This window comes from Geomonas anaerohicana, from assembly GCF_016458305.1.
GTDB classification, from domain to species: domain Bacteria; phylum Desulfobacterota; class Desulfuromonadia; order Geobacterales; family Geobacteraceae; genus Geomonas; species Geomonas anaerohicana.
Genome location: NZ_JAEMHL010000003.1, coordinates 49,547 through 62,877, shown reverse-complemented (window position 1 = coordinate 62,877; position 13,331 = coordinate 49,547). Strand labels below are relative to the sequence as shown.

The following is a 13,331-nucleotide window of genomic DNA, read 5'->3' as shown; positions in this document are numbered from 1 at the left end:
AATGGATTCCTGTACTTGAGTCGTAGCAGCATCGTCTGGGAGGTGAGCGGAGCGGGGACTCCAGCAGCGTGTCGAACCGCAGCCTGAGCCGGGATACCAATAAACTATTTTCAAAAAGGGCTTGTGCGACATTTTCTGACGTACGGCTGAATTACAATAAAACCTACTAAAGATCCTTAACTGCTCAGGAGTATGTCCTGTATCCTGAGTATAATTGGCTTAGATGCGCTAGATCAGGAGTCCCCAATGTTGAGAGGCATCTTCAAGACGGAAGTCTCTGGAAATAAAATCAATATACATACAGCAATCCAGAACGTCCTTCTCCTTCAGGACTGCAAGGCCCTTGCTATTTCTAATATCCCCAAGGACGGGGGCTTTGCCGTAATCCCTTTGCGATGCTTGCCTGCTAATAAAAAAGCTTCATATGACTATCTAACTTTTAGAAAAAGGCTTAAGTTGCCCATGCCACTGTTACTGCTAGCAGAACTAGAGCATGAAGGAACGAAAACAGTCTATCTCGTTGGAAATTTCAATTACCTAGAATTGCTAACGCCCAACAGGCTAAAGGAACGACAAAGGCGGGACTGCGTGGAGATTCCCACATTCCCATAAGAATAACAACCGATTACAAGCTAATGGAGGAGCGAGAATGGCTAAAGAACGTACAATTAGGTCACAGGGCGACTTGGACAGTGCTTGTTTTCTGTATAGCATTGTAAATGCAGCTCAATGTCTCTCTAAGCAGTTAGTTGACGAGAGGGACTGGCAGCGTTTGATATCAAATGCATATGACTGTAAATGTTTCCTAACTAGCTGCACGGGGACGAAGAAGATCGACCACCTACCAGAGTTGCTCGTGAGCTTAACGGCAGAATACCTAGATGCTGTCAAGCCAGAAATGGAATTCAATGTTGAAATGCTTGAGGGTATGAGCAAAAACAGTGATTTAAAAAGTATGTTGAACAAAAACTCCTTACTCATGGTTGACAATGGAAGTCATTGGTTCTGCTTGGTTGATTCGGACGAGGAGCAGTGTTACGTGGCATGTTCAGCAGTTTGGCAAGACTCCCCAAAGGAATATAAGGAGGAGAAAAGTCCCAGATTAAAACGCACGTATAACTGCCAGTTCCCAGTAGATGAACTTAAATTTTTCAAAAAAAGAGCCGTTCTTGTGTCCATAAGCAGTTAGATCGGCCTCTATTTGGCATACATCTTTGCGAGGAGGGGAAAAGATGAATTCAGCGGTTTTAGGAGTTCCAGGTGGCGGTGTCCTGCTTGCATCCAGTGTGATGATCGATTGCCTAAAAGCACTTTACGGGACAGCAAAGTACATAAATGACTACCTCAACGAGCAAATCGAGGAAATGAAGGGGAACGACAACCCCACCGTTGCAAGAACCGGAGACATCCTCGAGAAGGCAAAGCTCGGTTTCGGTGTAGGTTTTATTGCCCCAACGGTGGTCATAGCTGTCGGCCAAGTGATACTCGGCAATCCGCTATCTGCCGTTGCGGCTGTGGCAACCGTGCCGCTTAGCCCTATTTCAATGACATGCGCTGCAGTAGGGGCTATTTACTACGGCTGGAACGTACTTAGTGAGAAGGAAAAGGAAGAAATCATCTCCAGAATCTGCCATGGCCTGCAGGTCGGTGCAGAAATAGTAAAATCCATTATCTCCTTCATTATTAATAAGTCGAAAGAGGCATGGAATTCGGAGAACCTCACCGAGGTTAAAAAATTCGTAAGTGCGACAGCGGCTGCATTCGGCAAAACGCTCGGGAATGTCACACATAAGCTCACGGATAAGGTCCTTGATGCCATCGGAAAAACCAAAGTAGTCACAGGAAAGGCCATCGAGAAAACCGGTGATGCAATCTCTCACGCTATCGGCGATTTGAAAACGAGGTTACCTAACAAAGAAAAAGAAGACCGCCCCGCTCTAGCGATGACCAGTCCAAGTAGCACGAGGGTAAAGATCAACAGTAAAGGGCAGATAACGATTCCTTCCGCGTTACGCCGCGAAATCGGGCTGACCTCCCTTTCGGAACTCGAATTGGTTATCGATGGGGACAACATAACCATCAGTAAAGTAGTCGCTCCCGACTCCCCATGAAAGCTAGCTTCACCCCCTGGAAATGCCATTTTTGTAGCCGTACATTTGACACCCTGGGAGGCGGCATTTGCTCCAAGTGTGGCCAAGCCATGTGCACAAGATGTGCAGGGATTACCATCTTGGATAGGATATGCTTCTGGAAGGCGCGTTGGCCTCGGGTTTGCCCCTCCTGCATTAAAAGAGGTGACGACCAGACCGGATATCAAAAAGGCAAGTGTCCATGAAACTCATTTATTCCGCGCTACTGTTAACAGTGGGCTTTTACCTTGCTTTCTGGGTCAGGAGACGCCGCTTTAACCGCACCAACTCCTACGGTGTCGAGGAATTTGAGAGTTACGCGGCAAAGGCAGTCGCCAGCGTTTTAGAGAAAGTGGTGTGGGCAATAGCGCTGACATGTATAGCGGCGGGCGGGCTTTTAGTGGCTCTCTGACTGACATCGCCCCCCTGACGGCCCCTGAATTTTGACGCCCACTGTATTATAACGAAGCATCTTGAGAGGAGCTAGGCTGCATGAAGTGGACTCCTGTACTTGAGTTGGGAAGTGAGGGAGGTTGCATTGTCCTTGAGGGGCGGCAAGATGCCCGCGGACCATGGTTCTTCAGATTCCGGACGAATGAAGCTGCGATAGAAGAGCTGTGTTTTTCTGAAACTTATGCGTGGAAGGCTGCACCACGGACGCCTGAGGCCGTCAAGGGGCTAGACACCGCACTGGAAAAGCTTGGGGAGCGCTATGAAGGGTGGGCTGACCTGTACCCTGTCTATGTTCGTCCCAAGTTCGCAGCACAAATTTGCAGCATGGCACTTTCCCGATCCACCTATTCCACATTTCAGTGGCAGGAGATAGCGGACAATCTGTATTTCATGTCCGATCCCATCGCCTCTGTGCAGTCGTTCGAAAAGGCTCTGTACTGCCTGCGCAATGAGGGCTCTCTCTCCGCTACCGACATCAAAATGCTCACCGCACAATACCGAGCCCGCCATTCCACCATCACGGCTACCGAGCTCGCGAAAGCTGCAGGCTTTTCACACTACTCCGCGGCTAACATCCACTACGGCAAACTGGCGCACCGGATCGCGGACAGGCTTGGGTTCAACCCACCGAAGGGGGGCTCGGATGGCCGGGCCCTGTACTGGACCGCCCTCTCTTACTCGGAGTCGAAGCCGGCCGGCGAATTCCGGTTCATCATGAGGCCAGAACTGGCAAAAGCCTTGAAGGCTTGCGGGATCATAAAGCCTCTGCAGAACCGGGTGCTGCCGACGGGGGAAATCGTGGCGGCCTCAAGCGTGGGAACGTTGATGGGCAACAGGGGGGCCAGTGCGAAGCTGCACACCAAGGACAAGTTACTCAAAAGTCAGTACAACCCGCGGCAGGTCGACTGGAAGTTTTGCGTTCTGGAGGCCAAGGACGGTTCCGGCAACTGCATTCAACGAGAGCTGATGAGCAGCAAAAGCTACACGGAGCTCTTCTTCTTGGACGAGGCGACTGCCTTTGCAGCGGGGCACAGGCCCTGCACCTGCCAAGGGAGAAAGTTCTACGAGTTCATTGAGCGTTGGGTTTTGATGAATGGGAAGGAATATGGGGTATCCGGCGGCATTAAGAACATCGACAGGATCATCGCCGAAGAGCGGCTCGACAGCGATGGCAACAAGGTCACCTATGCGGCGGTTGTTGATGGGCTGCCGGATGGGACGATGGTCGAGCATTACGCGAAGATCTACCTAGTGTGGGGTGGGTCGCTTCGGGAGTGGTCGCTGGGTGGGTATGTAGCAGCGATCTCTCGGCCTAAGGGGCAACAGGTAAGGGTGCTTACGCCGCGGTCGGTTGTAAATTGCTTTGGAGCGGAGTATAGGCCGGAGGTGCATCCGACGGCGAAAACCTTTGTGCCGGCGTCTGAGCAGACACTTTAGTCCGGCAGACTTCCCCCCAAGAGTTCGATTGAAAAGAGAGGAGTCAACCATGGCTAAAGACTATGGCAAAGTTTATTCAACGTACACAAAGGATGTCATTAAGTCTTTCAGGCAAGAGATGGAACCGTCCTTGCCCGATTTCTTTTATCAGAGCTACACTGCCACCTACCCACCACAAATGTTAGAAGCTTACAAACACGAATATCTGTTGTACTACTGGTTTAGAAAATATCCTATGTTATTTGACCGCGATGATTTGTGGCTTGCCTGCAGGGACCAAAAAGTAATCGGCAACCACTTTGGGGAGTGGCTTGGAGCGATATTGTTTTACGAACATCATGGGTATCTATCTCTTGTTGAGAAATATGAAAATGAAGAAAGCCAATGCCACAAACGGAAGGGTAAAATATTCAAATCGATAGTTGATTCTGATATTTTCGAATATGTCAAAAAACATTTCAGCCAACCACCAGACCTTTTCCTGTTTAGCGCAACAGAGCAAATCTTCTGCGAAATAAAACGAAAGAAGATCAACAGTAAAGAGAGCCCGACCAAAAATCAGCCGGAACATTTTAGGAAGCTGCAGTCATCTTATGGGAAAAAAGTCGTTCTGTTGACACTGCAAGAAGGATATTAGCTCCTTAGGCCTGACTCTCCACCCGCTGCTGCAACAGCATACAAACTGGGATAATTTCATGGCTAAAAAATACCAGGCTCCTCACTTCCTTCACGAGAAGGTAACCCATGAGACGTACGAAAGGTGGCTGAGGCGTAAGGCTCAAGCCCATCTCAAAAGAGACCGCCTCCGCGGCAACACCACAGCCACCGGCGAGACTTATAGAGTGGCCATACATGAGGCTGTTGAGGCCAGCGGAGGTCTTGATGCCTACACGGGAGAGGCTTTGGACTGGTCCCTCATCAGCCAGTACGACAACGACAAGTCACAAGCACAGAGACGGGCCTACAAAAAGGGATTCGCCCTTTTGCCGACAGTTGATCATGTTGGGGATGGCACCGGAGCCGCCGACTTCAGGATCTGCGGTTGGCGCACCAATGACCTCAAGAACGATCTAGCTTTCGACGAGTTACTGGAGGTGTGCCGTTCGGTGCTGGAGCACCACGGGTATATAGTGCAGGACAGCGCGGAGTAGCGGGAGAATCGTACCGCGATGATCGGCAGCTTGTCGAGGGAGGACATACATGGGCGCTTCAATAGAAGAGCAGATTCAAGACCTGATAAGGGGATATCAAGAATCGGTCCAACTCAGGATAAGTGACGCCTATTCGGACGGAGGGGTACCAGGAGGTTTGGAGTTTCTGTATCTGCGCCTGGAGCGCGCCGCGCTAAATCAGGCATGCGATGGCGACGCCACCTTTTCGCGCTACGCCATCTGGGCAAACACTTTACGCGATACCATCATTTTCAGCATTCAAGAATTGGGGGAAGACGCTGTGAACCGTGAGGCGATCAAAAGCCTGGTTCAGGTGGCTAATGCCCTGTCTGCATTTTCGGATATCCAGAGGATGTTCGATCAGAGGCAAACGGACGCATCGCAAGACGATTAGACAGTACCCTTCTCAGCTTGGCAAACTGAGGTAGCCGGACATCTTACTGCCCCTCCCTTGGAAAAGTAGGATTGTCAGAGTACTGCAAACTTTCTAGCGCTCGGAGCCAAGGATGTTTAACCTTCCGTACTGTTCTCTGGATATACGGTAAAGCTTCAGGTTCTTCACCTAGCTCATAGCCAAAATCCTTGACCCATGTGGCATAATCCGCCATGAGCTTCCTTTCTTCGTCGTCTATAAATGAAGTCAGCATCCCGGCCATTTTTAGATCTGCGTAGAATGTTGGCGCCTGACTCTGTAACTTTTTTTCTATTAGTTTAAGGCGATGGGTTCTGCTCTCGGGTCGGGTGATGAGTGGGCCCATCAGATGCCTCTCCTCGAGGAGTGCAGCTTAGCCCTTAGAGCATCCAGACTCTGCACTCGTTTGATGATGCGCCACTGGATGCCCTTTTTTGCCAGATTCCATTCCAACACACCTATATCCTCTAGCAACACCCCTAGATAAGAGGCTCCCTGAGCATGTGCTATGTCACCAGGACGTTGGCTCAGGATCGCTACACCGAGTCCAGCAATCTCCTCGTTCCCCCCAAGTTTTTTGACGTTATTAGCTAATGGGAACCAGCCATTATCAAACTTTTGAAATAACCAGCTGTATATCCTGAATACCTCATCCAGATGGTAGGTATGCGTGCGCCCTTTCTCGTTGACTATCGCGATGAGGTCCCCATGGCAGGCCCAGCTAAAACGTCGGGCTTTGCCGCCACCATGTGTAGTCAAGTCACTCATGCGCCCTCCTTAGGCCTGGCTAGAAGAAGTCGCTCCTACTGTATCGTTAGCTTTGTTAGTTGTCGGCATAAATTTGGTTTAAACGTGTCTCAGCATGCTTGAATCCATTTTTGCTTGATTGACCATACCAGTATGCCGCTTTTTCAAGATCCTTCGGGACAGCATCTCCGTTTCGAAAGAATTCGCCTAACACAAATTGAGCTTCTGGAATACCTTGTTCAGCTGCTTTTGTGTAATAACAAAAGGCCTTTGCCCTATCACAAGCAAGTCCTTTACCAACCATAAGCATATCTGCGTAGTTTCTCTGAGCCTTAGCTAATCCTTGATCAGCTGCACGTTGGAACCATATAGCTGCTTGCTCGGGACGATTAAGCATCGATTCACAAATATCCCCCATAATGAACTGAGCTTCGGCATCTCCTTCAACGGCTAACTCACCCAAAATATTATAACCATCTTCAGCGTGTTTTTCGTTACAGAGGAGTTTCATCGCGGCATTTATTATGTCTGGTCGGCACTGAATCTCATCAAGATCAAGAAGTGCACCTATAGTAATCTTGACATCACCTTGTATTAACGCGTTCAGCGTCATTTTCCTGTTTTTTTTAAACAAATCGAATACTGACATTACATTAAACTCCTTGTAGTTTGCCATGAGGGTCTACAGTTCATCCTACTGGCAACAGTTGATCACGTTGGCGGGTATTGCCAACACACTAACACCAGGCAGCGCTCAGGGTTTCGGCTTGGTCGAGGACCAGTTGTACGGCCTCTTCCTGCTTTGTGGGGGGGTATTTGTATTTGCGCAGGATGCGTTTCACCATCAGGCGCAGACTGGCTCTTACACTGTCACGGACGGACCAGTCGACGGTGACGTTTTTGCGGAGGTTCTCGGTCAACTCCTGGGCGATCTTCTTCAGGATCTCGTCGTCCATCTCGCGGACGGCGTCCTCGTTGTTGGCCAGGGCGTCGTAGAAGGCGAGTTCGTCGGCGTTGAGTCCGAGCTCGTCGCCGCGGCCGATAGACTCTCTGAACTTCTTGGCCATGGCGATCAGCTCTTCTATGACCTGGGCGGTTTCTATGGCCCGGTTCTGGTAGCGCTTGATAACGTTGGCGAGGAGGTCGGAGAATTTGGCCTGCTGCACGACGTTAGTTGAAAAGCGGGACTTGATCTCTCCCTCCAGGAGGCGCTCCAAAAGTTCCACGGCCAGGTTGCGCTCGGGGAGGTTGCGCACGTCCTCCAGGAACTCCTCATCCAGGATCCCGATGTTCGGCTTGTCGAGTCCTACGGCATCGAAGATGTCGACTACTTCCTCGGACACGAGGGCGGAGCCTATGATCTGGCGGATGGCCGCCTCGCGCTCTTCGTTGGTGTGTCTCTGACTGCTGACGTCTCTTTTGGTCAGTAGGACCTTTACCGCCTGGAAGAAGGCGACCTCTTCGCGTACGGCCTTCGCCTCGTCCAGGGTGCAGCAGAGGGTGAAGGCTTTGGACATGGCCAGGGCGGTGTCGGCAAAGCGTTTCTTGCCGTCTTCGAGTCCCAGGACGTGGTTGGCGGCGTGGGCCAGGAGGGTGTGGCCTGCGGTTAGGAAGCCTGAATAGTCGAAGTCGTGCAGCATGGCGCGCAGCACGTCGAGCTTTTCCTCGAGGACGGCGTAGGCTTCGTAGGCGTCGACGGTGGGGCGCCCCCTCCCCTTGCTTGCCGTGTACTCCTTGAGGGCCTGCTTCAGGTCGTTGGCTATGCCGATGTAGTCGACCACCAGGCCGCCCTGCTTGTCGCGGAAGACGCGGTTCACCCGGGCGATGGCCTGCATCAGGTTGTGCCCCTTCATCGGCTTGTCGATGTACATGGTGTGCACGCAGGGGGCGTCGAAGCCGGTAAGCCACATGTCCCGCACGATGACCAAGCGCAGAGGGTCGCCCGGGTCCTTGAAGCGCTTTTCCAGGCGTTTCTTGACCTGTTTCGAGTAGATGTGGGGGCGAAGCAGTGGCCGGTCGCTGGCGGAGCCGGTCATGACGATCTTGATGGCGCCCTTCTCCGGATCCTCGTCGTGCCAGTCGGGCCTGAGCGCAATGATGGCGTTGTAGAGATGGACGCAGATGTCGCGGCTCATGGCGACCACCATCGCCTTGCCGGTCTGCGCCTGGCAGCGTTCCTCGTAATGCTCCACCAGGTCGGCCGCCACCTGCTGGATTCGCGGTTCGGCGCCCACCACCTTTTCCAGGGCGGCCCACCTGCTCTTCAGCTTCGCCTGCTGGTCTTCCTCTTCGTCCTCGGCCAGTTCGTCCACCTCGGCGTCTACCTCCGGCAGCATCTCGTCCTTCAAGCCCAGTTTCGCCAGCCGGGATTCGAAGTAGATGGCGACGGTGGCGCCGTCGTCGCGGGCCTGCTGCATGTCGTAGATGCTGATGTAGTCGCCGAAGACGGCGCGGGTGTCGCGGTCCTCTGAGGAGACCGGGGTGCCGGTGAAGGCGACGAAGGTCGCGTTAGGGAGCGCGTCGCGCAGGTGCTGGGCGTAGCCCACCTGGTACCCCTTGGCGTCCCCCTTGAACTTCGCCTCGAAACCGTACTGGGTGCGGTGCGCCTCGTCGGCGATGACGACGATGTTGTGGCGGTCGGAGAGGACCGGGAAGCTGTCCTCGTCCTCTCCCGGCATGAACTTCTGGATGGTGGCAAAGACGATGCCGCCTGAGGGGCGGTTGGCGAGCTTGGCGCGCAGGTCGGGCCGGGTTTCGCACTGCACCGGCTGTTCGCGCAGGAGGTCCTGGGAGAGGGAGAAGACGCCGAAGAGCTGCCCGTCAAGATCGTTCCGGTCGGTGATGACCACGATGGTCGGGTTCTCCATTGCGGGCTCGCGCATCACCCGCGCTGCGAAGCAGGTCATGGTGATGCTCTTGCCCGAGCCCTGGGTGTGCCAGACCACCCCGCCCTTCCGGCTCCCCCCGGGGCGGGAGGCGGTGACCACTTGCTCGATGGCGGAGCGCACCGCGTGGAACTGGTGGTAGCCGGCGATCTTCTTTACCAGGGTGCCGTCGTCCTCGAAGAGGACGAAGTAGCGCAGGAACTCCAGGAAGTAGGCCGGAGCCAGGACGCCGCGCACCAGGGTTTCCAGCTCGCGGAACTGACCGAGGGGGTCGACCGTCTCGCCGTCGATGGTGCGCCAGGCCATGTAGCGCTCCACGTTGGCGGAGAGGGAGCCCAGGCGGGCGTCGGTGCCGTCGGAGATGACCAGCACCTCGTTGTACTGGAAAATGTCGGGGATCTGTTCTTTGTAGGTCTGGATCTGGTCGTAGGCCTTCCAGAGGTCGGCGTTCTGGTCGGCGGGATTTTTCAGTTCCAAGAGGACGAGCGGGAGGCCGTTGACGAAGAGGACGATGTCCGGGCGGCGGGTGTACTTGGGCCCCTTGATGGAGAACTGGTTGACCGCCAGCCAGTCGTTTGCGTCGATGTCGTCGAAGTCGATCAGGCGCACGAAGTCGCCGCGGGTCTCGCCGTCCTTCTGGTACTCGACCGGGACCCCATTGATCAGGAGTTGGTGAAAGGCGCGGTTGGCCGCCAATTGAACCGGGATGTCCAGGTTCAATACCCGATGCAGGGCGTCCTCCCGGGCTAGGACCGGGATCGTCGGGTTCAGCCGAGCGATCGCCTCGCGGAGCCGGCAAACCAACAGCACCTGACTGTAGTTCGCCCTCTCGGGCGAGACTCCATCAGGCGCGATGTCGAGGCCGTGGCGGTGCTGGTAGCCAGTCTCGGAGAGCCAGCCTAAGGTTTCCTGTTCGAGTTGGTCTTCGGTCATTTCGTCACCTTGCAAGGGTGGAACGGTTAGGACGACTGATCACTCAAGCTGCGGCTTCCTCGACGAGTGCCTCGGCCTCCGGCAGGCGCAACTGGCCGGAGATCAGACGCGGGAGCAAAGTATCACGGAGGCCACATAGTGTCCGCGCCATCTGTTTTTGTTCGACAATCTTGTTATATATTGGGCCGGTTATCTCTCCAAATGCACTGAGAACTTCACCATCTGGGACCAAGATTCTGAAACGATCTATGTCATTTTTCCCCAAGTGAATGACAGTTGTTGCAGTTTCAGAAGCCTCAACAGCAGCAAGAATCGGGATTATGCTACGGTGCACAAAGGCTGGAGGAAATTCTGATGAAGGAGTAAAGACACAGACCCTTTGATTCAACCATGCGTCTTCACCGCCCCAAAGATAGGCTCTAAACTCACCATCCATGCCGACAACAATATCTCCAGGTTTTACTAGGTATCCTTTCGGGTGTACTTCTTGTGTAAAAACCCTTGGTGTTTCGCCTTTAAGGTCCCTAATACGAATCAGAGGCTTACCTACTCCTTCAGAATTGAATTTGGAGGACGCGAATGGTGCACCGTAGATAACCTGAGCCGCTGCATAGATACTATCAATTCGCCACCCCTTCGGCACCAGCCCCAGTTCCGATTCCTCGAAACTGTCAGGGAAAAGCGCGGCGGTGTCAGCTTCCATCCCTTCCGGCTCGCGGCCTTCTTGTTTGGCTCGGACGGGGTCAAAGTCCATGAACCACGACTTGAACATGGCTTGAGCGATGGATTCTAGGGTGGTGTTGGTTTCGCGGAGCAGGGCAATGCGGTCGTCAAGATCAACGAGAAATTCACTTATTCGCCTTCGCTCACTTTCTGGAGGTAATGGAATGGGAATTGCTGCAACATCCTTTAAGTTAAAAGTAGGTTGTGCTGTTGTATTTGCGTGATCATCCATGAAACGGCGGGAAATAGGAGATCTCAACGCGAACATCACATACTGAGCATCAACGTTGACAGGCACTACGCCGACAGCTCTCGAACAATTAAAGCCAGCGTAGGTATGCGGCGCAATTGCAACTCTACCGAAATTTGCTCCAACTAAGGTTATTAACAATTCTCCACCTTTCAGTGTAGACCGTTTGAATTTTTGGTGGATGGACTGCGCAACTTTAAACGACACAAGTTTATTTACATGGCCATCGAATACATCACCGGTATTCACCATAGGCACTCCATCAGCATGATGACTGCCTGGTTGGACAATACCGTAGCAGATGCCCCGATTATGATCCACTAAGCTATCAAGAACTGTCCAGGTCCAGCCAGTAGGCAGCTTTGATAAGTATGATGAGCATTGCGGGTTGTCATTAAAAATCATACCCAAGCCCCCCGAGCTTCTGCCGAATCAAGGCATCCAGTTCCGCCCCCTTGGCCATCTGCTCACCCAAGGTTTCCGTCAGCCGCTGCATCTTCTCAACAAAGGCTTCGTCGTCATCCTCCACCGCCTCCGCTCCGACATAACGCCCTGGGGTCAGTACATGCCCATGCTCGGCGATCTCGGCCAGCTTCACGCTTCGGCAGAAACCCGCCACGTCGGCATACTCGGCATCAGTTTCGCCATCCCCGCGCCAGGCATGCACGGTGTCGCCGATTATCTTGATGTCCTCGTCGGTGAACTCGATCTGGACCCGGCTGATCATGGTGCCGAGTTTGCGGGCATCGATGAAGAGCACCTCTCCCTGCCTTTTAGTCTTCTGCTTGACTAGAAACCAGAGACAGGCGGGGATCTGAGTGTTGAAGAAAAGCTGCCCGGGCAAGGCAACCATAACTTCGACCTTGTCGGCTTCGACCATGGCACGGCGGATATCACCTTCGGAGTTCTGGCTGGAGGACATGGAGCCGTTGGCCAGCACGATGCCGGCGCGACCGGTCGGCTTCAGGTGATGCAGCATGTGCTGCAGCCAGGCGTAGTTGGCATTACCCTGCGGCGGGGTGCCGTAGACCCAGCGGGGGTCGCCGTCCAGGCTGCCGTGCCACCAGTCGGAGACGTTGAAGGGGGGGTTGGCGAGGATGAAGTCGGCGCGAAGATCCGGGTGTTGGTCGCGGACGAAGGTGTCGGCAGGTTCCTTGCCCAGGTTGAAGTCGATGCCGCGGATGGCAAGGTTCATGGCCGCCAGGCGCCAGGTGGTAGGGTTGGACTCCTGGCCGTAGATAGAGACGTCGCCGATCTTGCCGCCGTGGGCCTCGATGAATCGTTCCGATTGCACGAACATGCCGCCGGAACCGCAGCAGGGGTCGTAAACTTGGCCGTGGTGGGGGGCGAGGACTTCTACCAGGGTCTTAACGATGCTGGCGGGGGTGTAGAACTGGCCGCCGCGCTTGCCTTCAGCGTTGGCAAACTGACCGAGAAAATATTCGTAGACCTGGCCCAAGAGGTCGCGGGCGCTCTGGCCGGATTCGCCGAAACCGATGGTGGAGATCAGGTCCACCAGCTCACCCAGCTTGCCGTCGGGAAGATGGACTCGGGCGTAGCGCTTGTCGAGTATCCCCTTCAGTTTCGGGTTCTCCGTTTCGATCAGGGTGAGCGCGTCGTCGATGCGCTTGCCGATGTCGGCCTGCTTCGCCTGGGAGCGCAGGCTCTCCCAACGGGCGGCTTCCGGGACCCAGAAGACGTTCACTTCGCGGTAGTAGTCGCGGTCTTCCAGTTCCTCGGCCACCAGGGAGGCGCCCGCGTCCGGGAGATAGTAACTATCCGCAGAATCGGTAAAGCGCCGGGTTAGTTCGTCGCGGCGGGTCTGGAAGGTGTCGGAGATGTATTTTAGGAAGATGAGGCCCAGGACTACGTGCTTGTATTCGGCGGCGTCCATGTTGGCGCGCAGTTTATCGGCGGTGGCCCAGAGGGTTTTCTTGATGTCTTCGATCATGGAAAAGGGGGTCTCCTATAAGCGGGGGATGTGCTGGGGCAATATAGCGCAATCGTTGAGGTTAGTCGATGTTAAATTAGGTGGGATAAACGATTGGGGGCGTTCGGCCACAAAGTTGATGAAGGAGCTGAGGTCGGGGAAATGGTGGTCGTGGCGTGACAATTGATATGGGTGGCTTTGCTAAACAGGGAGGTCACGTGATGGGAGGGGCAGCATTGCACATGAAGCTGCAAAGTCCT

Annotated in this window: 12 protein-coding genes; 7 read left to right on the top strand and 5 right to left on the bottom strand. The window is 54.0% G+C overall.

The annotated features are described in order from the left end of the window. The first annotated feature begins 246 nt into the window (after window positions 1-246). The 7 genes from JFN91_RS06645 to JFN91_RS06615 all read left to right on the top strand — a co-directional run bounded on the left by JFN91_RS06645 (window position 247) and on the right by JFN91_RS06615 (window position 5,585). Window positions 247-612 (top strand): hypothetical protein, encoded by a 366-nt coding sequence (locus JFN91_RS06645; RefSeq protein ID WP_199388432.1) that lies wholly within the window; start codon window positions 247-249, stop codon window positions 610-612. Between the two features lie 37 nt (window positions 613-649). Further along, a complete protein-coding gene (locus JFN91_RS06640) occupies window positions 650-1,189 on the top strand; it encodes a hypothetical protein (protein WP_199388431.1) in 540 nt (179 codons plus the stop codon). Window positions 1,190-1,232: 43 nt separating this feature from the next. Next, a complete protein-coding gene (locus JFN91_RS06635) occupies window positions 1,233-2,111 on the top strand; it encodes an AbrB/MazE/SpoVT family DNA-binding domain-containing protein (RefSeq protein ID WP_199388430.1) in 879 nt (292 codons plus the stop codon). A 510-nt stretch (window positions 2,112-2,621) separates the two neighbouring features. Continuing rightward, complete coding sequence (locus tag JFN91_RS06630) at window positions 2,622-4,019, top strand: hypothetical protein (RefSeq protein WP_199388429.1); 1,398 nt, start codon at window positions 2,622-2,624, stop codon at window positions 4,017-4,019. A 49-nt stretch (window positions 4,020-4,068) separates the two neighbouring features. Further along, window positions 4,069-4,656 (top strand): hypothetical protein, encoded by a 588-nt coding sequence (locus tag JFN91_RS06625; RefSeq protein ID WP_199388428.1) that lies wholly within the window; start codon window positions 4,069-4,071, stop codon window positions 4,654-4,656. 58 nt (window positions 4,657-4,714) lie between these two features. Further along, window positions 4,715-5,170 carry a hypothetical protein gene (locus tag JFN91_RS06620; RefSeq protein ID WP_199388427.1) on the top strand — a complete coding sequence of 152 codons (456 nt, stop codon included), beginning with the start codon at window positions 4,715-4,717 and terminating at the stop codon, window positions 5,168-5,170. Between the two features lie 49 nt (window positions 5,171-5,219). Next, entirely contained in the window at window positions 5,220-5,585 is a 366-nt protein-coding gene (locus JFN91_RS06615; protein WP_199388426.1) for a hypothetical protein, read from the top strand. Between the two features lie 363 nt (window positions 5,586-5,948). Here JFN91_RS06615 and JFN91_RS06610 read toward each other — a convergent pair whose 3' ends face one another. From JFN91_RS06610 to JFN91_RS06590, 5 genes are all read right to left on the bottom strand, one after another. Then, window positions 5,949-6,371, bottom strand: a complete 423-nt coding sequence (locus JFN91_RS06610) for a hypothetical protein (protein ID WP_199388425.1) — start codon at window positions 6,369-6,371, stop codon at window positions 5,949-5,951. 55 nt (window positions 6,372-6,426) lie between these two features. After that, a complete protein-coding gene (locus JFN91_RS06605) occupies window positions 6,427-6,999 on the bottom strand; it encodes a tetratricopeptide repeat protein (RefSeq protein WP_199388424.1) in 573 nt (190 codons plus the stop codon). A gap of 88 nt (window positions 7,000-7,087) precedes the next feature. After that, complete coding sequence (locus tag JFN91_RS06600; RefSeq protein ID WP_199388423.1) at window positions 7,088-10,168, bottom strand: type I restriction endonuclease subunit R; 3,081 nt, start codon at window positions 10,166-10,168, stop codon at window positions 7,088-7,090. Window positions 10,169-10,211: 43 nt separating this feature from the next. After that, window positions 10,212-11,546 (bottom strand): restriction endonuclease subunit S, encoded by a 1,335-nt coding sequence (locus JFN91_RS06595; RefSeq protein ID WP_199388422.1) that lies wholly within the window; start codon window positions 11,544-11,546, stop codon window positions 10,212-10,214. Next, entirely contained in the window at window positions 11,536-13,092 is a 1,557-nt protein-coding gene (locus JFN91_RS06590) for a class I SAM-dependent DNA methyltransferase (RefSeq protein WP_199388421.1), read from the bottom strand. Before JFN91_RS06590 ends, JFN91_RS06595 begins: the two co-directional genes overlap by 11 nt. Between the last annotated feature and the right edge of the window lie 239 nt (window positions 13,093-13,331).